General features: G+C 59.0%; 10 protein-coding genes and 1 pseudogene. 2 read left to right on the top strand and 9 right to left on the bottom strand.

The genetic code is table 11. The features are described 5' to 3' along the window. Positions 1-89: 89 nt before the first annotated feature. Complete coding sequence (locus tag EOA24_RS02115) at positions 90-2,120, bottom strand: conjugal transfer protein TraG (RefSeq protein WP_127409532.1); 2,031 nt, start codon at positions 2,118-2,120, stop codon at positions 90-92. A 408-nt stretch (positions 2,121-2,528) separates the two neighbouring features. On the opposite strand from EOA24_RS02115, the gene EOA24_RS43820 reads away from it, so the two are divergent. After that, a complete protein-coding gene (locus EOA24_RS43820) occupies positions 2,529-2,654 on the top strand; it encodes a hypothetical protein (protein WP_281059872.1) in 126 nt (41 codons plus the stop codon). Positions 2,655-3,372: 718 nt separating this feature from the next. Here EOA24_RS43820 and EOA24_RS02110 read toward each other — a convergent pair. The 8 genes from EOA24_RS02110 to EOA24_RS02070 all read right to left on the bottom strand — a co-directional run bounded on the left by EOA24_RS02110 (position 3,373) and on the right by EOA24_RS02070 (position 20,990). Next, positions 3,373-4,302 (bottom strand): nuclease PIN, encoded by a 930-nt coding sequence (locus EOA24_RS02110; RefSeq protein ID WP_245501744.1) that lies wholly within the window; start codon positions 4,300-4,302, stop codon positions 3,373-3,375. 519 nt (positions 4,303-4,821) lie between these two features. Then, positions 4,822-6,639 carry an SIR2 family protein gene (locus EOA24_RS02105; RefSeq protein WP_245501743.1) on the bottom strand — a complete coding sequence of 606 codons (1,818 nt, stop codon included), beginning with the start codon at positions 6,637-6,639 and terminating at the stop codon, positions 4,822-4,824. 604 nt (positions 6,640-7,243) lie between these two features. After that, positions 7,244-7,963, bottom strand: a complete 720-nt coding sequence (locus tag EOA24_RS02095; protein ID WP_127409530.1) for a hypothetical protein — start codon at positions 7,961-7,963, stop codon at positions 7,244-7,246. Further along, complete coding sequence (locus EOA24_RS02090; protein ID WP_127409529.1) at positions 7,960-9,324, bottom strand: NAD(P)-binding protein; 1,365 nt, start codon at positions 9,322-9,324, stop codon at positions 7,960-7,962. Before EOA24_RS02090 ends, EOA24_RS02095 begins: the two co-directional genes overlap by 4 nt. A gap of 360 nt (positions 9,325-9,684) precedes the next feature. Beyond that, a complete protein-coding gene (locus EOA24_RS02085; protein ID WP_127409528.1) occupies positions 9,685-15,228 on the bottom strand; it encodes a DEAD/DEAH box helicase in 5,544 nt (1,847 codons plus the stop codon). Between the two features lie 18 nt (positions 15,229-15,246). Next, on the bottom strand, positions 15,247-16,245 hold the full coding sequence (locus EOA24_RS41375; RefSeq protein WP_127409527.1) for a hypothetical protein: 999 nt from the start codon (positions 16,243-16,245) through the stop codon (positions 15,247-15,249). Positions 16,246-16,252: 7 nt separating this feature from the next. Next, complete coding sequence (locus tag EOA24_RS02075) at positions 16,253-18,154, bottom strand: hypothetical protein (protein WP_127409526.1); 1,902 nt, start codon at positions 18,152-18,154, stop codon at positions 16,253-16,255. A 1,633-nt stretch (positions 18,155-19,787) separates the two neighbouring features. Next, positions 19,788-20,990 carry a Druantia anti-phage system protein DruA gene (locus EOA24_RS02070; RefSeq protein WP_210213575.1) on the bottom strand — a complete coding sequence of 401 codons (1,203 nt, stop codon included), beginning with the start codon at positions 20,988-20,990 and terminating at the stop codon, positions 19,788-19,790. A gap of 385 nt (positions 20,991-21,375) precedes the next feature. Here EOA24_RS02070 and EOA24_RS02065 point away from each other — a divergent pair. Further along, positions 21,376-22,730 (top strand): annotated as a pseudogene (locus tag EOA24_RS02065) (IS3 family transposase). The last annotated feature ends 39 nt before the right edge of the window (positions 22,731-22,769 follow it).

Raw genomic sequence — 22,769 nt, 5'->3', positions numbered from 1 at the left:
CGCCGGCGACGAGAACAAGCATGAGACAGCTGCCCGAAATCGCTTATCGTCGTTATCTACGCTGAGATGCGCCCGAGGTACGGACGCCTTCAGAAGCCAGGCACGATGTCCTTGTCGTTGCCCCTGCCCTCGTTGATGCCGTAGGCACGCGCCGCAGTGGAAATTCGATCCATGACGCGCTTGTCGGCCAGCGCCTCGCTATCATCGTCGGCTGGCTTGAACAGATCGTCCTGATCAGGCTCTTGAGAGACAACAACGTGTTCTTCGGGCAGGCCTGGGTGACGCTGCTGTTGGACGCCGCCCTCGTCTTCAATAGTCGCGCCGGCGCTTTCGTCGTAGGCGGCAAGACGGCGATCGACGCTGCGCACCTGTCCAGTCCAGTCGTCCGGACGCGATGCAGGACAGTCCGCATAAGGGCCGTCGCGCAACACCGGCGCAGGCAGCACCCGTTCGGTGAAATTCTGATCCTGATAGTAGCGCAGCTTCTTCGCGCGGATCGGCGGCAACCCCGAAACCAAGATCAGTTCGTCCGCTGGCGGCAACTGCATCACCTCGCCAGGCGTCAGTAGCGGGCGGGCGGTCTCCTGGCGGCTCACCATGACGTGCGAAAGCCATGGCGCCAGCCGATGGCCAGCATAGTTGCGCATCGACCTCAATTCCGTCGCGGTACCGAGCGCATCCGAGATCCGCTTGGCCGTGCGCTCGTCATTCGAGGAAAAGGCAATCCGCACATGGCAGTTGTCGAGAATGGCGTTGTTCTCGCCATAGGCTTTCGATATCTGGTTCAAGGATTGTGCGATCAGATAGGCGCGAATACCGTAGCCCGCCATGAAGGCGAGCGCTGTCTCAAAGAAATCGAGACGTCCAAGCGCCGGAAACTCGTCCAGCATCATCAGTAGCTGGTGCTTTCTGCTCTTCTTCGGATCACCCTCCAGCCGCTCGGTCAGGCGGCGACCGATTTGGTTGAGCACCAACCGCACCAATGGCTTGGTGCGCGAGATGTCCGATGGCGGTACGACCAGATAGAGCGACATCGGTCGCTCGGCATCCATGAGATCAGCAATACGCCAATCGCAGGCCGATGTTGACGCTGCTACGGTCGGATCGCGATAGAGCCCAAGAAACGACATGGCGGTCGAGAGAACGCCGGAGCGCTCGTTCTCGGACTTATTCAGAACCTCGCGCGCCGCCGAGGCCACGACCGGATGGACTTGAGGTTTGTCGCTGGCGCCGAGATGATTGGTGGTCATCATCCGCTGCAGCGTCGCGGCAAACGAGCGTTGTGGGTTCGACAGGAAGGTGGCCACGCGGGCAAGCGTCTTTTCCTCCTCGGCGTAGAGCACGTGCAAGATGGCGCCGACCAGCAGGGAATGGCTGGTCTTTTCCCAGTGATTGCGCCGCTCGAGGGCGCCTTCAGGATCGACAACAATGTCGGCGATGTTCTGGACGTCGCGGACCTCATTAGGACCTTTGCGTACCTCCAGCAGCGGGTTGTAACGCGACGATCTCGAATCGGTTGGATTGAACAAAAGGCAATGCGAAAATTTCGATCGCCAGCCAGAGGTCAGTTGCCAGTTCTCGCCCTTGATGTCGTGAATGACCGCCGAGCCAGTCCAGGAAAGGAGCGTTGGGACAACCAGTCCGACACCTTTGCCCGAACGTGTAGGCGCAAAGGCCATGACGTGTTCCGGGCCGTCATGGCGAAGATAGCGATCCTTCAGCTTGCCAAGGAACACGCCGGCCGGGCGAAATAAGCCTACCTTCTCGATCTCCTCCTTATTGGCCCATCGGGAAGAGCCGTAGGTGGTCACCAGTCCGCGCTGCCGCGCGCGCCAGAGCGAGCCCGCGATCGCTGCCGCACAGCCCATGAAGCCACTGGCACCGGCAAGCGCACCTGCCTTGTCGAAGACCTCAGGCGCGTATCCATCGAAGTGGTACCACCACTCGAACAGTTTCCACGGCTTGTAGATTGGCCAGCCGGTCACTACGAACCACGGCGCGCCGAGCTGCGGCTGGTGGTCGAGCATATGAGCGCACCATTGCGTCCCCCCCCACACGCCCAGAATAACGATCGCGAACACGACGGTGATCTGCCCAATCAGCAGCTTTGTAGGTGTCATTGGCTTGGCCCGCTGAACAACGCGACTTAGCATGGCGCGGCGCGCCGGGAACGGGAATCCGCCTCACATACGATTGGGTGCGATGAACGACACGCTATGTATTGACATCAACGTCATCCACCCGGCAGTTCCAGACTGCCTTTATGCGACTTTTGAAGCACAGGAGGCGAATACGTATCAGCGGCCCAGGGGAACGTCACACTGGACCACAGCTACGAGGCCAAAAAAGGTAGATTCGCCACCTTTCAGCCACAATTCAACTAGCCACGGATACACAGAATGATTATAGTGGAATTACAGTAGGTTACGAGAATATTTTTGCAGGCGATTTTTCTTGCCAAGATGGCCGCCTTCTATGCACATACCCGTAGGGCGTCGATTTCACCAACTTAATGGAGAGGTGTGTCGATGTCCGAACCCAAGATTTCAATTCGTATCGCAAAGTTGCTCGATGGCAGCGCAGAAGGCCGGCTGGGCGTATTTGCGTTTGTCGTTATCGTTCTGGCCGTCATCATTGTAAGTGCAGTCATATGATACGGCTCCGGGCTTTTGATATCTTCCAAGGCCGTAAGATCTATTGCGTCTGCCTGACCAAAGGGTATTGGAGCCCCGACTTCTATACCGTCGGTCAAGAATTACTCCTCAGCGTTTAGCGCTGTTAATCTGTGGCTCAAGAAACATAACTGCGAAGAGAGGTTCTATTCGCGAATCGGCAAGGTCTACTACGAGTTCTACTTTACAGATTTCATGGCATATCGCTTCCTGAAGGAGCGTGTACAGCTTCTTTATGGCGCACCGGAGCCATATTTGAGGTATCCGGTGCACACGGTGGCGAAGTTTATGTATCGCGTGGACGATTACGCTCGGATAGTACAACACCTTGGATATGAAATAAATTACACCGACAAAAGAAATCCGGCGGAGCGTGATTATAGTATTTCACTTGGCTATGATAACCCTCAGCCCGCGCGTTTCCGATATCACTATTGGAAATTTCGGCAGTAACTTAGTACCGCAGCTTCGTAACACGGCTTGCCCGTCTTGTTCAAAAGCTGAATGCCTGGATTGAGAACCAGTGGTGATGTCCGCCTTTGGAGGATTACCCAATCCCCAGCGACAACGGAGGAGATGCGGTGCGCTTCAGACAGGCCGCTTCGAGCGGACAGCGCAATGTCCGGATTGGACCGGATGTGTTGAGTTAGCTGCCGTCCGTGCAACGTCGACGTGCCAAATACTATGAGGCGAAACAAGCTCACATGAACAAGCGATAGGGGTAGACGCTCCGCGGCAGGTCCGGGACATTCGCGATCGTGCGCGCTAGTTTCTGTGAATAGCGGATGCTAACCGGCACCGGATCGTAGAGCGCGTCGTTGTTCCAATCCATCTTGGTCAATGCCAGCGCCTCGTGAGCGGTCAATTCGAGCGGTCCGCTGCCGGCATGACGAATCAGCTGCAGCGGCCGGGGGATGCTCTTCTTACCCTGATAATAATCGCCCTTGGTCGAGACCTCAGGCGCATTGCCGGCGACCCAGACCAGCGCGGAATTGCCGGACCGCACCACCATCGTTCCCCGCGGTACTGGATAGCCTGACGGCTTGGTAGGGGGCCTTGGCACGCCCGACTTGATCAGCCAGACGCCGCGCCAGCACGATGCCGAACTGACCTCGACGCACTCGATTTCCGAGACGCCGGCCAGCGCATCGAATGCCCCTTCGATCTCGCCGCCTTTGAAGGCCGTGGTCTTGTGGATGACCATCCGTTTAGGCAGGTTGCCGCCATTGCGGCCCTGGTAGAGTTCTAGGCTACGGGCAAGAACGGTGCGCATGTCGTCGCGGCTCAGGAACGGATTTCTGCGCGCCTCGGCAACGTCGCCGACGGGATCCTGGGCTTCGAAGGCCACGAACTGCATGCCACCGCCATCCATGTCGAACACCTGCGAACAGCACGTCACATAATGCGCATCCCGCTGGTCGCCGCGCAGCGCATAGGCCAGCCCGATATAGGCGGTATCGCCTGGCACGCCCTTCAGCGGCGCCAGCTTCCACGGCGTGCCGGCTGCCTTCACATAGAGGGCGGTCGCCAGCCGCCATGCGAGCGACCCCTTGTGCGTGAAGGTGAAGGCCCGGTCGTTCAGCACCTGGGTCGGAATTGTATCTGGCGCCCAGCGCTTTGAGTGCATCATGGGCGTCAAAGAATTTGCCGCGGGTGGCCGGGTTCCAACTATCGGGGAAGTGGACCAACACGACATCAAACGCGTTGCGAACCATATCGAGCCGACGGAGGGCCCCCTCCATTGCGAGGTAGAGCCGGGTTTGCGGATCGCCCTCGCCGGGCAGGTCGTGCAGATGTTCGGGCCATTTGATGTGGGCGTCGCGTGGGGCCGACTCAAGCGCCACATGGAAGAGCCGGTCAAAGCCCGGATATTGCGGAACATATTCGGACCTGTCAGTCGGGCGATGCACGTTGCGGAGCAACAGCATCAATTCGCCGCGTCGCTTAAAGGCGCTCTCCGGACCCACGGTCGCGATCCTTATCCGGGAGGTGAAGCCGCCGAACGAGCCCTTCGAATAGGGCCCGAAATTCGCAAGCCCCCGGAGCGGATGAACGTCGACCTGTGTAGCATCCGAAGGCGAGAAGGACAGGTCCGGCTCGTCCAGCAGCGTAAACGGCGGAAGTTTTGTCAACGAGGCAGGAGCGCTCATTACGTGGTCCTATCGAAATAGACGTGGTGATGGCCTGGCCGGCTCCAGCCGGTCACCGGGGACACCTGGAACACGGCATCGATCCCGGCGCCGTCCTCCAGCCCGAACGCCCGCTTCGTCCCGCCGCTGGCGTTGGTGAGAAGCTGGGCCCAGGCAGCGATGATGCTCGCCCAGTTCTTATTGTAGCGCTGCGCCCAGCGTTCCCGGCGCCAGTCGCCCGCCGGGTCACCGCCGCGGTCAGGACGCGCACCCATCGGATCCGCATTGGAGGATTCCTCATGCCCCGGGTCCCCATTCTGGGGCTCCTCGGGCCGCGGGATATGCACGAAGGTGTAGGGCTCGAAGCCGCACCACCAGCGCCCGTCGACCATGTCCAGCTTCAGGAACACGCCTTCCTGAAATGGAAATCCGAGGCTCGGAATGGTACCGGTCAGATCGCTCTTATAGGCGCTCCGAAGATTAGACAGCACTTGTGTGTGCCGACGGGCCCGTTCCGGATCGTCTCCTTCGCGAGGTGGGGCAATAACGAGGGAATGTCCGGCACGCTTGTAGCGCGGAATGAGCGGCAGGCGCCGTGCCAGGCCCCTGACCAGCGCGTCGTAAAGGAGGCCCATCGCCCAGCTGTCGGCGACCGGATCCAGTTCGTCCTCGCCATCGAGCGTCGCACCGAGTGGTGCTAGCGCATCGAGGATATCCCGATCCCTGCCGAAGACGGCAAGTTCCGGGCCGTGCGCCGCAACCGTCGCCCGAACACCGTTCTCCTTCAGCAACTCTCGGACGGCGGGCGAGGTCGTGGATTGCGCCAGCCTCATGCGCCGCGCCGTACGCGGCATCCTTTCGACCAGAAGGGCGGAATAGCGCAGGACGGGAAAGGCTCGGGCTTCGGCGGTTGGCAGTTGCACCGGCACCAGGCGTGGTGTCGGGCGGCCCTCCATCACCCGATCAAAGAGCGGCCTGGGCAGATCAGTCGTCTTGATGATGTTGGCAGCGAGTTCGTCGAAGGTCGCGCACTCGACGACAGCCACGTCTACGCCAGTTGCCTGGGCCCGGCTCAGGAATTCCGTGACCGCGGGCAGCAGGCGCGAAGCTGACGAGGTGACCCAGTACAGCCCGTTGGGAAATGGCGACGGCGCGTCGAGAACGGCGGTCAGTGCCTCCATAATCGAGGCGTCGCGACCGCTATAGCCGACAAAGGCCATCCCAAACCGCTTACCGGCTTCCACCAGCACATGCCGCATTTGGGCGTCCTGCTCCTCCAGCTCCGATCCCGTGTTCTTGATCGCGATCGACTGATAATCGCCGTGAAGCTTCGCGACCAACGGCCAGTCCGACTCATTGAGGCAGCGCATGGCCCGGTCGGCGGAATCGATCGCCGCCACTACCGGGCGGTTCTGGTTGGCGACGGGCAGGATCGCGTTTGCCGAAAGTGCCGACTCCTCGATCAGCGGATCGAAATTCGTCGTGAAGACGCAGTCGACCTTGCCAGCCGCCATCAGGCTCCCAAGCACCTTGTGCCCGAAGCCGGGCGTGCCCTTGGAGATCGCGTCGTCGATATATTGCCGACGATGCCGGGGCTGCGGATATACCGCTTCGAAGGCCTTTGCATATTCCGTCGGCTCGCCGTCAGGCGGCAGCAGCGACGTTTGCCGGAAGAACGCATCGATCCTCTCGATCCAGATCGGATCCGCCGTGTCAATCTCCCCCTTCGACAGGTTGGTCTCGCGGCAGAATATCTGCGCCTTGAAATCCCGGATCATGGCATAGCCGGTCGGAATGCCGGAGGCGGCCGATGCGCCGGCGCCGAGGAACCATGCCACCAGATTTGGCCTGAGATCGAAGGCGGTGGCGAACTGAGCGGCGGATATCGTTGGGATGGGATTGATAATGTTGTTCCTTCAATCGAAATCGAAAGACGATCATATTTGGAGATGGCGGACTTCTGTAAAGTCATTCCGGTCAATTTACACAGTCATGTTCCAGCCCCCGAGCGAAGTATCTCGCTCGTCAGCACCTGTGTCCTCGGCAAGTCACGCCGACCAGCGCCTACCCAGTGCGGTCTCGCAGGCCCAACTCGACGGCGTCGCCCAGCGGCTCAATCAGCGTCCCCGAAAAACCCTGGACTTCGAAACGCCCGCCGATAGGCTACAGAAGGTGTTGCAGTGACCGGTTGAACCCACCGGCGCAAAGCTGCCATTTGCTCAAACTGGGTGCAAAGCCCAAATGTCATTTCGAGGTTTAGGCCGGCGCTACCGTGTCACAAATGGTCAGTGTGGACCCGAATGTTAAGCATTGCCGTGGCTGGCTGGGTTACGTCCCTCGGGGGATATGCCGAAGCGTGCTACGTTGCCCGTGATAAGTGTTGGGCTGTCATTATGATGCTCGACATCGAACTGCCGCACGGGGCCGATATTGGTGGAAGCGCTAGCTCGCCGCTTCGAAGTTGAGCGATGTAAGCCGAGCGAATTTTGGCGTTGCACGGTCCTCAAGCACCTCCTGAAGTCGTGGGTAAACGGTCGCGGTGTCTTTAACCGGAGCACCTCGCGTCAGTTCAAAGTTTTGAATCCCCGGAAGCGATTGTGCAGTCAGATTATCAAGAAGTTGACAAAAATCTTCGCACATACCAATCAAGCAATTAAGCCTGTCATCATCTGAAAACGCATTGATTGAGAAGGTATCGGCATAAAGTATCGCGACGACAGATTTGGCCGATGAGGTCATTGGGATGGCAAGATAGGACCGAGCCACCGCCTTGACGTCTCGATCATCGCCAATTTCTTTCATGTCTTTCTTCAAATCCTTCAGCAGTGCCTCAGACGAGAGGTAAGCTCGCGTTCGCACTATTTTCTGAAGCGCAAAAGCTTTTCCCATGATGCCGGTCGTGACAGCGTTCATTCTTCCCGCCCCTCTGGGGTCGTAAGGAATTCCAGAGTAGGCGCTCAGTTGCTGGAGAAATTCACCGCCCTCGCGGTTGACTGCACGGTGAAGCACAACCCTCGTTGTATCAGCTATGCCGACGCTTCGAAGATACCCAGCGACAGCCGCGGTGAAAGGCAACGCCACCAACTGCGAAGCTCCTGGGACGGGCTCTGGGTACTGCGATTTGATTTGCTTAGGTTCGAAGGGATGCGGCGCCGTTGTCATGACACTAATCCTCTTGGATCAGGAGGGAAGAAGCCGGGCAGCCAAAGCTCATCGGACAACTGATTGTCACTATCTTTCATTTTCGCGAGCCTCGTCGCCACTTTTGTGTGGTCCGAGAAGAGTCCGAGAACGTGCGCATATGAACCCGTGCCGTGGCGTTGCACGATATGGCTTTTGGGGATGCCTTGTCGCTTCGCGAATTCGGCGATTGGTTCGAGGCTTATCGCAAATGCCCCAGCGTCATAGAGTAAGTACAGAAGAAATCTGTTCAGAAATGAACTCTTGTTCTCGAAGAGATGGTCAACGCTCCAGTCCTCCCCATCTTCGGCCTTCACGTGCAAGACCACCCGCACGTCTTTGCGTAGCCGAGACCGTAACCTCGTAGTCGCGGTGGAAAGGTATTCGGCGAGAGGAGCAGACGCGTAATCGAGCATTTTCTTAACGTTGCCGGGCAGGCGCCCACCAGTCGGTCCAATTACCTGACGCAGTTCCTTCTCAACCTCATCCAGATCGTTTCCGAGCAACTCGGCGAGTATGGTGTCTTGGCGGAAGCGTTCGATCGTCAGCCGGCAGAGATCGACCACGCCGCCATCTCCATGGCCTGACACCACGAACACCGGCCGCGCACCGGTTAGAACCGGCTGCCCCAAAGTATCATTCCGCCAGTAGGAGCCTGACGCTATAGCCCCTTGAGTTGGCTGGCCTGCCTCCAAGCCAAATCCTGCAGCAACGACGATGGTATCGTAGCTTTGCCGGTCACCTGCCGGTTCACCGGCGCGAAAGTGCCGTCCCGCACGGTCCGCAGCTAAACCCAACCACTCCACTTGTCCTCGGTGGGCATCCACTCTTAGGTAGCCCAGGCCGAGAAATACTTTGGGAACGGGCAGGCCGCTGCTCTCGTTCTCCGTGCAACGGTCGCCAAAAGTATCAAGCATCTTGGCCGCAACGTCTGACGCTCTGCCTGCGGTCCAGTTTAGCACCGGTAGGCTGGCGCTCGGCCTCCTGCTCCCCGCTGCCGGCCAATTATAGATGAACGGGTGTAGCCACCGGGTATCGGAACCCTGCTGGAGCGGGCACAGGTCCCACCTTTGCTCGAACAAGGTTGCTCGCACGCCGGGAAATGACGAAATCGCGGCAGCAAATGTGAGGCCAGCGGCACCACCCCCAATGACCGCGACGTTGCTAAGGGTCCGCCGCCCATGAACATCGAGTTCCCGCAGCGCCCAGGCTAGGTTCAATGCCCGAACCTGTTGTTGATAGACCGTCACGCCTTTCGACAGACTGCCGAGTACGAACACCTTATCCGTTACCTCATAGGTAGAGGCTACGTGGAATGGGGTTGTGGTGGCGTCGTGCATCATGCGAGTGAGATGTGAGGCAACCAGGTCCCAGGATCAAGGTGAAAAATTCAACGTCGGGAAAGGCACCGCACTATTCCTGACATTGCGCGGTTATATTGGCCCGGCACCCATTCAGATGACCGTCGCCAATTTCGCAATCGGTTCCATGATCTTGCGAACAAGCATTGCGTCGAAATGGACCAGAGGCACGCTCGGCGCGACTGGTGAGTGCAAGGTCCAACACCATGTTACGCTGCTTGTCGCCTCAAGTGGATCGCACCCTTCGAAAATTGTCGCGTTAGATCGCTGCCAACAACTGATAGCGGACGGCTCGCAATTTCGGCGCCCCGGCCCGGCGTGGATTCCTGTCGTTCGGGCTGGCTATTGCTTACCCAAAACCAGGCCACGTACCGCTTGGTGTTCATCTGGCAGATTCCTCCCAAGGATGAACTCGTTGAGCACGACGGTCGATGTCCCTGCTTGCAATCGCCCGAACGAGTGATTTCGCCACGCGGGTGTGAGCAGCGCTGGACGCAAGCCAACGACCACCTGCTGGTCGCTATGACGCACGACCAACGGCACCGTGATCCTGTCGATTGTAGTTGGGCTTTCGCAATCAAAGCCCTCCAGCTCAAGCAGCCTTCGTAGGTTGCGGAGCAAATTGGCCTGCGCTTCCGGTGCCTTCTCCTCAGGCAAGGTGCCATCTAGCGCATAGCGCAACAACTCGGCGCCGAGGTTCCGATCAAGACGGTCCTTGAGATATTGGTTGTGGTAATGCCGCAGGCAACTCTCGCACGAGGTCTCGCAATTGGAAGGGCACTGCTCCAACAGCGCAAGAGTTTGTTGCAGGATTTCCTCAATGTTCCTTGCAGCAAGGTCGGCATAGCCTGCTCCACCGGACAAGGTGTCATAAAGGTAAACGTCGAGCAGCAGCGTTTGGTCGTCCCGGTTGGGCACGATACGGAACCCCGCGCCGAACTCGGAAGGATCGAGATCGATTTGCCGATGACGGCTTGCCGCCAGCCGCAAGCCTTCAGCCACCGAGTAGAGCGCATCTTCCAGTATTCTCAACTGCAGCGGCTCGCCCGTATCGGTAATGAGCGGCTGCTTCAAGTTGATCCGCAGCAGCAACAAATCGGTAGAGAAGACGTGCCCTAAAAACACGTTTTCATAGGAACCCGAGCACAGTTGCCCTGGCTTTGGCTTCCCGAACGAATATTCAATTTTATATGGCCGGTTGTGTGGTGCATGCGGGGGCTCATCGACAGATGCGCGGCCGCACTGGTTGCAAATCCAGAACCCGCCGCGACCATCCGAAGTCTCCTGCCCCTTGTTGACAGTCACCAGTTGGCGGTCCGTGGTGACTACACAAGTAAGGTTGCGGCCGATGGCTCTTAGGCTGGGCAGGTCGTCCTTGCCAACCGGAACGGGGAACTGCGCAGCCGTGGCATAAGTAATGTCCTGCTCGCGATCATCCTCCTTGAGCGCCCTCCCGTCCTCTGGGAGGAAAACTTGCGGAACTACCATGTGGGTGTGTCTCAGGTCGCCGCCACACACGGGACAATGAGCCCCACCTTGCAAAGGGTCGTCCAAGTCTGCGACAAAGCTGCAATTCTCGCAGTGCACCAGTGTGCGGCGCTCGTCGAAGATCGCTTCTGCGCGGTTTTCGACGTCGGGTAACGTATTCGCCACGACGCCGCCCGAACGGTAGGTTTCCTTGTTGATGACGATCAGTCGCCCCGGTGCATATTCGCTCAGTGCCTTCCCAATGGACTGCTGAGGCCGTTCCACGACCTCCATCTTCCACTCATTATTTCGCTGAACCAGGCGCTCCACGAGGAAACTCGATAGGTCCGTCGGGAAAGCGTAGCTAGGTAGCAACCCTTTGGCGAACAGGAACTCAAGCAGTTCCTGGTCAGCAATGGCTTCGCGTTCGGAACGCTCATCCTCGGCCTCGCTGCTTTCGGCAGCGTTTTCTCCACCTTCACCTACGCTCTTGCCACCTCCTATTGCTGCTGCCAATTCAGCCCGGAACCGGCCGAGAGTCGCCAGCAGGTCTTCTGCCTCATCTCCGATCCACGTATCGACCGTTTGAGGGGCAACGCGGAGGTCATCCGGAAGCCAGTTTCGGATCAGAAGACGCAGTCGGCCGTTTGGTGCAAGAAGATCCTGTCGCACCCACGCATCGAAGCTCGCGATATCCAGCCCAGACATGGGCTCACCGAGGAAGAAATCCGTGGCCTTGCCAAGGGCGCGGAACAGGGCAGAAGACCCAGTCCCGACGGTGACCTCGTGATGATCCATGTAGTTATGGAAGAACGTCTGAAAGAGGTAGGCTGCGATGTGGCGCCGCGCGATCTTTGGGTTATCGATCTTGACGTCCGGATTGCGCGGGTCGCCTGCCACGATCTGCTTCGGATGGTTGTAATAGTACCCGTCATGAGGACCATTCTGCGCGTAGGTCAGCACGGTGGAGAGCGATGAGCCGCGGCGCCCCGCTCTACCGGCTCGCTGCTGGTAGTTCTCCCGCTGTGGGGGCACGTTGCGGAGACCAACGGCGACCAAAGAACCGATATCGACACCCACTTCCATGGTCGTGGTGCAGCTCAGTACGTCGATTGGCTTGTCGGTCCTCGCAATGCGGACATCCTTGAACCGCAATTCGAACTGCTCGGTTGTCGCATGCACCCGTGCATTGTCGCGATTCGACAGTTGGGCGGTGTGCTCTTCAACGGAAATACTGCGAAGCCGTACACTACCCGTCAGCACACGTTCCACTGGCGCACGCCAAAAACCTTTCCTCGCGCGGACGTACTCGCTTTCGGAAGGCGTAATGGGCTCACAGGATGCTGAACCACAAGCTGCGCAATGACTATGAACGGTCACTGGTAACAGGGCGGTACAGTCTGCGCACCGATACCACGTCATGTCCAAGTCGATGTGGACCGCAACCTTTGCGGGATCGATGAAAATTGCCCCCGTCGCGTCAGTCAATCCAAGTTGGTCAACGAGTTCTTTCTCGATTAGACCGAGGGTGGTTAGATCGGTCTGCAGAGCAGTCGCGAGCGCGGACCGGATTGCCTTGGGAAACCCGCCGCTACTGCCCCACGAACCCCTCCAGCGACCTGCTGCTTTTCCGCGCACGTTGGGCTCGACGGTATGATCAAAGGCATAGCCGTCCGCCACGTGTATCAACCACGCGGCGGCCAGCCCAGACATATCTGCGACCGGAAGGGCTGGTAGCAAAGGAGCGATCGCAGCAACAAGCTTCGTCAACGCTCGTTGAGCCGGAAGGAGGCAACCCACCGTTGTGCCAGTTAACGAGTAGTAGCGACCGCATAATTGCTTGAGGAGAGCGATCGTATAGCGGCTGGGGGGTGGCCCAGGATCGAATTCCGCCAGCAATTCCTCGATCGGCTGGTCGCCATAGTCCTTTTGGAGGCGCCGTACCTGATCTTCGATTGCTTGTGCGTCTTTACCGTCGAAGATGGGCAGATTGCTGTCGCTCAATACCTTAAGCACTGCGATGTAGAGACCCCGCTCCGGCCGCGGTTCGCGACCCGCCTCACGCAGCATGCGCGTAGCCAGCGCCAATACCTGCCGGAAAATGTCTTGCTCAACCTCTCGCGGAATATCGCGAGCCAACCGAGCCGCCTTCTGCCGACCGTCCGAGAACAGCAGCACCTTGCGGCCGCCATTCGGATACTCTCGCGTTTCTAAACGCGAGGCTGGCTGACCATCCAATTGGGTCTTAACCAAATTGGCAAACGGCGCCTCGCCTTTGGTGGCGTGGTCCATAATAGTGGACGTCTCGCTGCGTAAAGTTGGTTCACCGCAGACGCTGCAACTGGCAAACCTAACGCCGTTTTTGGTCCAATCGTGGCTCTGCGTGGGCAGATAGACACGCGTAAAGCCTTGGGCCGGCAGTTCGGCGCTATAGTTAAGTCGGCCACTCCGAATGTCGAGCCAGGCAGCAACGCAGTCCCCAAAGCTCGGGTTTGGGGTTTCCATCAGCATTTCAACTTCGACTAGCGGTGGCTGATGACCTTCTCGGAACGGCCCGGACGGAGTGCTCCAAAGGAACTCGGGTTGCGGTCGATCGGCATAGGCTCGCAGATAGGCAGTGCCGCATTCGCGGTGCGTCAGGAGCTCGAAGACGCGTGCACCGCACTGGCACTGCCGGCGTTGATGCGTATGAAGCCTGCCAAGAATTCGATCGGGACCTTGATGCCGTGCGTGGGAACAATTCGGATCGACGCATGCGTAAAGCCCCGGCAAGCCGCGGAAGAACATATGCAGTCGGGTGGGCAACAAGACCCGGTCATCTACCCTGCGCCGCGCAAATGGGGCCAAAGCCAGCAGTGCTGCCAACGCTCGTGCGCCATCCGGATGGTGCTCAAACAACTGCTCCTGTAGGTTGCCCAGCGCTATGGCCTCTCCCGAAACGAGCGCGACGAGCCTTTCGAACACCGGAAAGCCGGTAAGGTGAGCAAACAGATAGTCCGGCAGGTCTTCGTCCGTCGAAGGTTCAGGCCAGTCCAGCCCGGCAGCCAATGCTGCCACTGCGCCTCGCGCAGCTTCTGGATGGGTCGCGTGTTGCTCAAAGGCCGCCAAATCAAATACAGCGAGCACGTCGGTCACGCGGCCGCTGGGCAGTCCGCTGCCCTGCCGTTGCTCGCGCGTGCCCGTAATAACCGAGAATTTGCGGGTCGATGATCGCGGCAGTCCCGTGAGATTGCGAGCGAACACTTCTATGGCCGACTCGGCGACAGAGCCTTGGCCTAAGCTGGCGCTGGTCAGAATGAAGCGCACGCGTTCACGGGGAACGTCCAGGCGCGCAAGTAAGCGCCTGATAAGAAGGGCGACTTCTGCACCACCAGCACCGCGGTACATGTGCGCCTCATCCAAGACCAGGATTAGCTCGTTGGCACTATTGCTATGCAACCAATCCCTGGTCTGCTGAAAGATGGACCGCTCGATCGGCCGCATCAGCATGTATTCCAGCATTGAGTAGTTTGTTATCAGAATATCCGGGCAGGCCCGCTGTGTTTCATCGCGTGTCATCACCTCACGGTCACCGGGCTGGGTGATGAGGCGGCGGTTCCAATGATGATAACGCCGTGGCGCTCCCCCTTTGGGATTGGGCTTCAACTCTTCATGGTGTTTGCCGTAGAACGCGACCAAGTCCTTTGACGGCCATTGGCCGATTTTTATAAGGCCTGAAACCGTCTCCGGCTGTCCCATCAAGGGCAAGTAAAATTCCTCGAAGAGTGGCTCTATGCGCTCACCGTCGCGTTTCCCCGAACGCAACCCTGGATAGGGCGATCGGCCGGTATAACTACCAAACCGGACCGGCCGCCCCCGCCCAGCCGAAACAATCGCAGATGCGGTCTCGTCACCGAATAGCCGGCGAATTCGGCCCAACTGGTCATTGACGAGTGCGTTCATGGGATAGAGCAAGAGAGCACGACAGCCGGCCAGCGACGCCGTGGCTGGCCGATCATGCGCCTCTTGGGCAAGCTGGCCGACGATCGGCATCAGGAAGCTTTCAGTCTTACCCGACCCGGTACCCGTGGCGACGATAAGATCGGAGCCCCCAAAATACCCCTGCAGCGCCTGTGCCTGATGCACATACGGCCGAGGAAATAGGCCGACCTTTGCTGCTGCAAGGTCCTGCAAAGCGGTAGCCACAACCGGTGGAAGGCCAAGTTGATCGTAGGCAGCGCCGAGTTCGTAGACGGGCGTGGACTCGATGAACGGAACCTGCGCGACAGTACCTGCCTCGTTTAGCAGAAGCCGCCGTTCTTGAATTAGTGCCGGGTTGCGCACATGGTACTGCGCTTCGATATAGGCTCGCAGGCTTTCGCCGAGCCGCCCCACCGTGGCGTGTACGCCGTGCTCTTGCTGCTTCGGCCCGTTGCTCATGACACCGTCCCTTTCAGTTTAATCCCAAGCCGCCCGAGAGCATGCGCTACGAAAGGTACCGCTTGGACCGGAAAACCCATGCGGGACAACTGACGGGGGGCTAGCGCCTCCAAGCTCCCAACCCAGCGCAAGAACGCGCCCCTCCTCAATTGGCAGGTCCCTGGCCAGAACAACCTGTACCATGTCGTCGGTCTGCTTGAGTTCCAGCGTCCGAGAAGCTCCCAAGGCTTCGTCGTAGGCAAAACGGAACCGCCGTGCATGTTCATGCTCGACTGGAACTGCCCGCCGCAACGATAACCCGTTACCCCTGTGCTCAAATTCCCCGAGATAGTATGGGCGGTCGTAAAGCGATGTTGGCTTAGACTGAGCACGGCATAGCCGCAAAGAGACGCCACTTAGCTCGACCTCTTGGGGATTTATCCAGCGTGACCGCAATTGCCGTGAAGCTTGGTCTGGGGCGTATATTTCGAGGTGGTCGGCCGAGATACCCGCGTGCTGAAGACCTGGACGATATCTCTTGAGCGCCTTGGCCATCCAGATGCCAATGGGTTCGGCGCGACCAAGCCAATCGTCAAAACCCTGCACGACCATTCCGCCGGCACGCCCTCCTGCATAGCGAAAAGCCCCCGCGGCTATAAAGCCGCCATGCGGAACCACGCCAAGCAGGAAAGACAAGCCATCTGGCAGAGAGACAGCGCGCGGGGGCGTCGAATGCCAGTAACCTCCGGGCGAGCGCCAAAGATCGCCGGCTTTCTCAAGCGCCTCCAGCACCTGCTTGGCCAGCGGGCGCGCCTCAGCAGGTCCCAACAAACCTCCAAGATCCCTCTCAATCATGTCGGTGAGACGCCCCGAGAAAACACCGTGACCGCTTCGCGTTCCCTCGCCCTCGCACGCAGCGCGCAGGTGCGCAGCAATCAATGCGAGCCGAACCGACTCTGAGGATCCCCTGATCGACAGGCCGGCCGTTGCATCGGTCAGCACTTCACAAGTAGAAAGGATACGCAGTGACAGGGTCATGTCGGAGCTACTCTCTCCTGATACCAGCTAGGTCGAGGAGAAGTCGCAGCCGTGTGTCGACGTGGTTTTCGCTGTCAACCCGCCCGCCGTCCAGTTCCTCCTCTATGTCCTCGGATGCCAAGCCGGTCATTCGCCATAGCGGCCACAACCAGCCGTAGGCGGCGGATTGGAGTGAGGTCGGAGCATCTGAAGTGCGGAAGCCCTCAAGGGCATTCATGAATGCAATGGCAGTTCGTTCGACGTGTGGATTTCGGAACGAACGCCCCAGCCGCAAAAGCCGCACCAATTCTTCGCTTTGCGCATTGCCGTTGGAGAGCTGCATCGACAAGCCTTTAGGACCAAGTGACTTCAATGCTCCGGTGGTCACGGTCGCATTTGCTTTTGGGAAAACGCTCCAATCCAAAACGTCCGTATCGAACACGGGCCCGAGCTGGAGATAGAGCAACTGTTCTGGGAACGTCGTAACTCCATCTGCCAGTGTTGCCACCACCATGACGTTTTCGTTCCGGATAAGGTCCGCGGTTGCATCTGCCAGCAGTTCGAACGGTACATTGTTCACCCGCTCCAGAACCAGCGCACCGACTGCTCCATTCCGACCGCCAAATGCTTTCGCCACATCGGTGTCCAATGTTGCCGCATCGACGAAGCCCACCGGCACTCTCGCCCGCACAACATGCTTCCCAGCCAGCGTCGTTGCCGTTACGCGGGCCAGTTCTGTTGAAAATGATCCTTTGAAAAACAGCACTTTACAGGTAACAGCGGCGGTGAGCACTTCTTCGACAAAGGTCGCGACACCAGGCGACTTGAGCCCTAGTGCAGCATAGTTCGACGCCAGTAGGCCTGCAGCTTCCAAGCCCGTATTAAGCGCCTTAATCGAACCGGTTTGTTCGACCAGCGGCACAACGCGTAGCGAAGGCGTCGATGCTAGGACAGGTATGTCGCTCTGCAGGCTCTCTGGGTGAGTGGCCTGGCCCAGTTGGGCGATCCGTTGAGCGATGTCAGTAAGCTGTTGTTGGAGCTCGGAGGCGTGCTTGGCCGTTCGGTCTTCAGTGTCGCTCCAAAGCGCCTCGAGGTCGGCGACGCCGTGTTCAACGGTCTTCAGGCGAGCCTCCGTCGCGCCAGACACGCGCGTCGCAGCCTGGCCTTGGACATTCAATTCTTTCCGCAAGGCCGCCAATTCGGAAAGCACGCTCTCCAGGGCGCGAGCCGAAGCGTCTTCGTCGACCACTGGTGCTGGCCGAGCTACAAGGTCGGCAATGGTATCCGCTAAACGCGCAATTTCACCCGACAAGGCCTGAATGTCGCCCTGCAAGCTTTGCAGCCGCTCCTCATGGTCCTGAATGCGATTTGGCAAGACCGACAACTCCCGGTCTTTCTCCACCGCCACCAAGGGTTTTGCACCGCTTGCCAACAGTTGAAGGGTATCGGTGATCTCAAACGGACTAAACTGAAGCAGTCGCGCGATCATCTCTGCGTCACAGCGGTTGAGAAAGGACTGCTCGTGCAGGCTGCGGAACAGCGCTTCAATCTCAGCTTGTGGCTGATCCATAGCCACCTGGGGATGTTCTTTTGCCGTGGCGCTTTCAATCCCGTCCAGCAGGGCGGCAAGGCCTTCAACATGCTCTAGGTGCTGCTCCGCCCATGCCCGCCAGAGATAGTAATAAGCGTTTTCGGCCCGCGCCTTGTTGGCCTTGGCACCGCCTTTCTTGAACAAGTGATGGAGCAGTGCCTGCTTGCGCTTCGGCAGGCTCGCAACGCTGTCCGCGCGAAATCCGTCAACGATAGGCAGCACCTTCAGCAAAGCCCGATTGGTCTTTGTGGTTACTTCATTGAAGAAGGCCAGCAACTCGCGGTCACCGATCGCGCGTAGCCGCTCGACAGCTTGGGGGGTGGGAACCGGCTGTGTCATCTCGCGTCCCCGCTGCCACGTGCAATTCGGGTCAAGGCCAGACGGCGGTGGGACTCTAGCCAACGCGGTGCATTTAAGGTGCGCAACACGGCTGCTATTTCGTCGTCTGAGTAGGAGCTTGAAGGAATTCCTGCGCCTCCAAGGACCCAACGGGCATGCGCGCGAGTAACAGGTGGCATGTGCCTGGCCGACGTCTCTGTGGCCGACCGTCCAGCAAACCACCATCCCCCGTATGGACCTAGATCCAGGTGGACGTCGCACGCAGTGTCTCGCAGCAGGTCTTGTAACTGGGCTAGGGCTTCCGACGTGACTGTTTCATTTGCCGAATAGATCTCGGCGTGTGCCGTCGCCAAGGCATGCTCATTCCAATCGACTGCGTCTGTTAGGCGGGACCGAACTCGAGGAACGAGACCCTTAGGTACCTGCAAGCCAGTGAAGGTGAGCGAGCCCCCCCGCACTTGTTCCAGTAATGGTTCCGCCTCCGCCGAGCTGGCCGAGATCGAGCGTGTGCCGAAGGCCAGCAGGGCCGCCTGTGCTGTCCGCGCGACAGGTCTGGCTACAAGTTCTGGCAACAGCCGTCCGTCGATGTCGAGGACAGGCGGCTGAGCCGCCGAGAAGCCACTAACTCTTACGAATTGCCATTCCCCGCGTGCAAGCTGCAAGCTGGCTGCATCGCTGCCACTACGCGCATTTAGAATTGCGTCATCTTCAGCATCGCCGGCGAGCATCGCAAGTGTGAGTTCGCTCTTGGTGTCCAGCACCACTCTGGCAGACGTATCAACAAAGTGCATCGCTGGCGCCACGACACCCCACTGCCGCTTGGCAGGCTGCACTGCCAGGCCGGTCGCCTGCCGAATCCACTCGGCTAACTGCTCGTCCGCCACCTGCGGTAGCGTGACCACTAGACAGCTCCATTGCTTAAGGTTGGCGAGACGGGTGACAGCGAGCTGAGATGGCACACTCGAAATCAAATCGGCACGTTGGACGAAATAGTAGGTGGCACCCCAGTCGAGTGTGGCTGCCAACGATTGACGGCCGCCTCTGCCCGCTGAGAATACCGTGGGGCGCCCGGCGTCCAGACCGGATATCGGTTCCTGCACCGCGTCGCTAAAAGCTGTATCCACATCCGGACTGACCCAAGCCACGCGGAATGCTGGGGAATCGGGATTGACGACGTAGGTCTGCGTTCCAGCGTATAGTCGGGCGCACGCCACTTGGACCCGGAACCCATCACCACCGCCATCGAAGGTCAACATGCCCTTCGGAGTGGGCGCACGCGGGATCTGCACTTCCAGGCCCCAGGAAGCAGGTACCTTGCCGGCCGGCGGCTGGACATGCAAGTGAAGCGAGAGTGGAGCGAACGAGACGGCAGGCTGTCGCCGCGGGTGCAGGTCCGACTCTGCCGTCGGCCCCTGCCAAGCATCAGACGAGTGATAAAGATAGCATTCTGGCCGGGCGGCACCCGACACGTGAGCAAAGTGCGCTTCGCGGTAGGTGCCCTGCCGAGGACTCACGCGTGTACCACATACCGGACAAGTGTAACGGCGGTAGCGCTGCGCCAAGGTTGCCGACACTCGCTGTCCTGTCGCAACGTCGATGGCGAAATACATCCCTCAGCCCCCCGAGTGGCAGCTTACGCTGCCTGCCCCCTCAACTCGTCGAGGGTTCCAGCCACGGTGCCTCGGATCAGCAGCGACACGCGGTCCCTGCGCCAATTGCGAAAAGCCGGCTCGCGAATGCCCCGCGGAGCCATCCAGCGACTTACAGCCAGCGCTGATACCTCGGCTACACTTAGTAGGTCGCTGTAATCAGGGTCGGCGCCGCTTCCGCGCAGGATTTCGACTGTGTTTGCGGCTAGGTTGCAGACAAACACCTGCCTCTGAATGCCGTGTTTGAGCAACGAATCTTTGAAGCCTAGCCGAGTAAGCGCGGCCTTGATGGTTCGCAGCCTCCAGTTCGGCCCCTTTCCATACGCATGGTGGTCGGCATAATCATGCTTGAGCTGGCGGAGATAGGCCCGCAATTTCTCAAACAAGGCATCGGTGATGTGAAAGTGGCCCCAGCCAGTCGTATAGCCCACCGGCTGAAAATATCGTGTGCCGTTTAGTGCCAGCCGATTATAGACCGACGACCGTCCCATCGATGAGGTTGTGGTCACCATCAGCAGGCTGGCATGCTTGGCGGCTCTTGAAATAATACCGACGGACTCGCCATAGGTATCCTTGAAGTCCTGCACTACTTCCCTCGTACGCACCAGGGCAGCCACGGCCTTGCCGCCGAGGAGGAATGAGTACGGCGGCACCGCACCCAGCACATAAGCGTCAAGCAGATGGACCAGCCTCAACGATCGGTCAGTTGAGTTCCAACCCACCAACTTGTCCCGTACTGACAGATTGAACACGGGATCGCCCAACGCGATGATGCCCGCCAAGCGATCGTGACTCTCGTCCCACACCAGGTAACGCAGGCGTCGGCCAAAACCTGCCGACACAGGTACGGACCAAGTTAGTGTAGCCAGCCGAAATAGGTCGGCATCCTTCGTGTCACTGCGCACCCGCCGAAGCACCAACCTGATGTTTGCAGGTTCGATCTCGTTGCCATCCGCAAAATGCGGCAACAGCTTCGCTTCAAATCGCGCAAGGAATGCCGCGTTCGCTTCGAGCTTATCGTTACGTTGTTCCGCATGAACAAGTCGTACCGCCTGCTTGTCCTGGCCGGGGGACAACAGTTGGCCGTTCTTACCCTTTTTAAATCCGAGACGCTTCAGATGTTGGCGAACCGCGCGTTTTAGCCGCGCCTCCGGCGGCGGAAACTTAATTAGAAATTTTTCCCCCAAGACACCTTCTCCGCAATACATTCCGGTTGTTCCGGAATTTTTGTTCACATTAACAATCAAACAACAGCCCAAAGGCAAGGTAGTTGTCGAGGCCCAAGCCTTCTCGACAACTAGACACCTACATAAAGCCGAGATTCGCTGGCGCTGTCGATCCTCCAGGTTCTGGTGACGAACAGGGGCAGCGAACTCGTGCGATCGTGACGACTTGGATCTACATCCTTGTCATCGCCGCGGACCTCCTATAGGGCAGGCTGCAGATAAGCTTCCCGAGGCAATTTTGCGGGACGCAACATTGGCGGAATATCTCAAGCGCGCGCATTGCAAAAAAGGCCCCGTAGCATTGAACTGACCCCCGAAAGTTGGACACAACCTTCGGGGGTTTTGCATGTCCAAACACAGTTCGCGTTTCAAGCGCTCGGTTGTCGATAGCTATTTGTGCGGGAATGAAAGCTACGCGAGTGCTGGGTCGAAGCGTGGAGTTGACGCGGCGACTGTCCGCAAGTGGGTTGGCCTGTACCAGGCGCATGGCGATGCCGGGCTGTCTGGCAAATACGGTCGTTACGACGCGGCGTTCAAGCTGTGCGTGCTCGAGCGGATGTGGAAGGAAGGCCTGTCGTATCGCCAGACCGCGGCGCTGTTCAATATCCGCAATGCCAGTTGCCTGGCGGGCTGGGAGAAGCGCTATCATGCTGGCGGGATAGAGGCGCTCGGCCCACGTCCCAGAGGACGCCCCATGTCGAAGCCGCCGGCCCCCGCAGTGCCTGTTGCAGCCAGTGACGAGGCCAAAAGCCGTGAAGAACTGCTGGCCGAACTGAAGCAGCTGCGGATGGAGAACGCCTACCTAAAAAAACTGAAGGCCTTAACGCAGGAACACGCGCCCAAAAAGCGCAAGCCGTCCAGGCGTTAAGGCCGTTGCATCCGCTTAAGGGCCTGCTCGAACTGGCGAAGCTGCCGCGCAGCACGTTCTATTACGGGCAAAAGGCAGCTTCGCGCCCAGACCGCCATGCGGCGCTGAAGGAGGCGATCAAGGCCATCTTCGACAGCCACAAGGGCCGCTATGGCTATCGCCGGGTGACCGCGCAACTGCGCCAGTTGGGTCAACGCGTCAATCACAAGACGGTCCAGAGCCTGATGGCCGGGATGGGATTGAAGTCGCTGGTCAGGCCGAAGAAGTATCGTTCCTACAGGGGCGAGGTTGGGCGGACCGCTCCCGATCTCTTGCAGCGCAAGTTCAACGCGGAGCGCGCCAACCGCAAGTGGGTGACCGACGTGACGGAGTTCAGCGTGGCCGGCGACAAGCTCTACCTGTCACCCATCATGGATCTCTACAATGGCGAGATCCTCGCGTTCGAAACCTCACGAAGGCCGCTGTTCAAGCTGGTGGACAATATGCTGACCAAAGCCCTTGCCCGGCTCGATGAGGACGAACGGCCAATCCTGCATTCCGATCAGGGATGGCAATACCAGATGCCGGCATTCCAGCGCAGGCTGGAAGCCAGAGGCCTTGCTCAGAGCATGTCACGCAAAGGCAATTGCCTCGACAACGCACCGATGGAGAGCTTCTTCGCCACGCTCAAGTCCGAACTCTTCCATCCGGAAAGCTTCGAAACCGTCCAAAGCCTCGATACGGCCATCGTGCGCTACATCGACTATTACAACCACCGCCGCATCAAACTGAAACTGAAAGGGCTGAGCCCTGTGCAATACAGGACACAGCCCTTAAATCCACCAGCTCAATGAACCGTCCAACTTTATGGGGTCAGTTCAGCATTCCGGGGC

Origin of the sequence: Mesorhizobium sp. M2A.F.Ca.ET.039.01.1.1 (genome assembly GCF_003998035.1) — a bacterium.
Classification (GTDB): domain Bacteria; phylum Pseudomonadota; class Alphaproteobacteria; order Rhizobiales; family Rhizobiaceae; genus Mesorhizobium.
This window is presented reverse-complemented; position numbering and strand designations above follow the sequence as displayed.

Coding starts and splice junctions, on each gene's coding strand:
- EOA24_RS43820 (WP_281059872.1), top strand. CDS start 2,529: ATGTCCGAACCCAAGATTTCAATTCGTATCGCAAAGTTGCTCGATGGC.
- EOA24_RS02090 (WP_127409529.1), bottom strand. CDS start 9,324: ATGATGCACGACGCCACCACAACCCCATTCCACGTAGCCTCTACCTAT.
- EOA24_RS02075 (WP_127409526.1), bottom strand. CDS start 18,154: ATGACACAGCCGGTTCCCACCCCCCAAGCTGTCGAGCGGCTACGCGCG.
- EOA24_RS02110 (WP_245501744.1), bottom strand. CDS start 4,302: ATGATGCACTCAAAGCGCTGGGCGCCAGATACAATTCCGACCCAGGTG.
- EOA24_RS02085 (WP_127409528.1), bottom strand. CDS start 15,228: ATGAGCAACGGGCCGAAGCAGCAAGAGCACGGCGTACACGCCACGGTG.
- EOA24_RS02115 (WP_127409532.1), bottom strand. CDS start 2,120: ATGACACCTACAAAGCTGCTGATTGGGCAGATCACCGTCGTGTTCGCG.
- EOA24_RS41375 (WP_127409527.1), bottom strand. CDS start 16,245: ATGACCCTGTCACTGCGTATCCTTTCTACTTGTGAAGTGCTGACCGAT.
- EOA24_RS02095 (WP_127409530.1), bottom strand. CDS start 7,963: ATGACAACGGCGCCGCATCCCTTCGAACCTAAGCAAATCAAATCGCAG.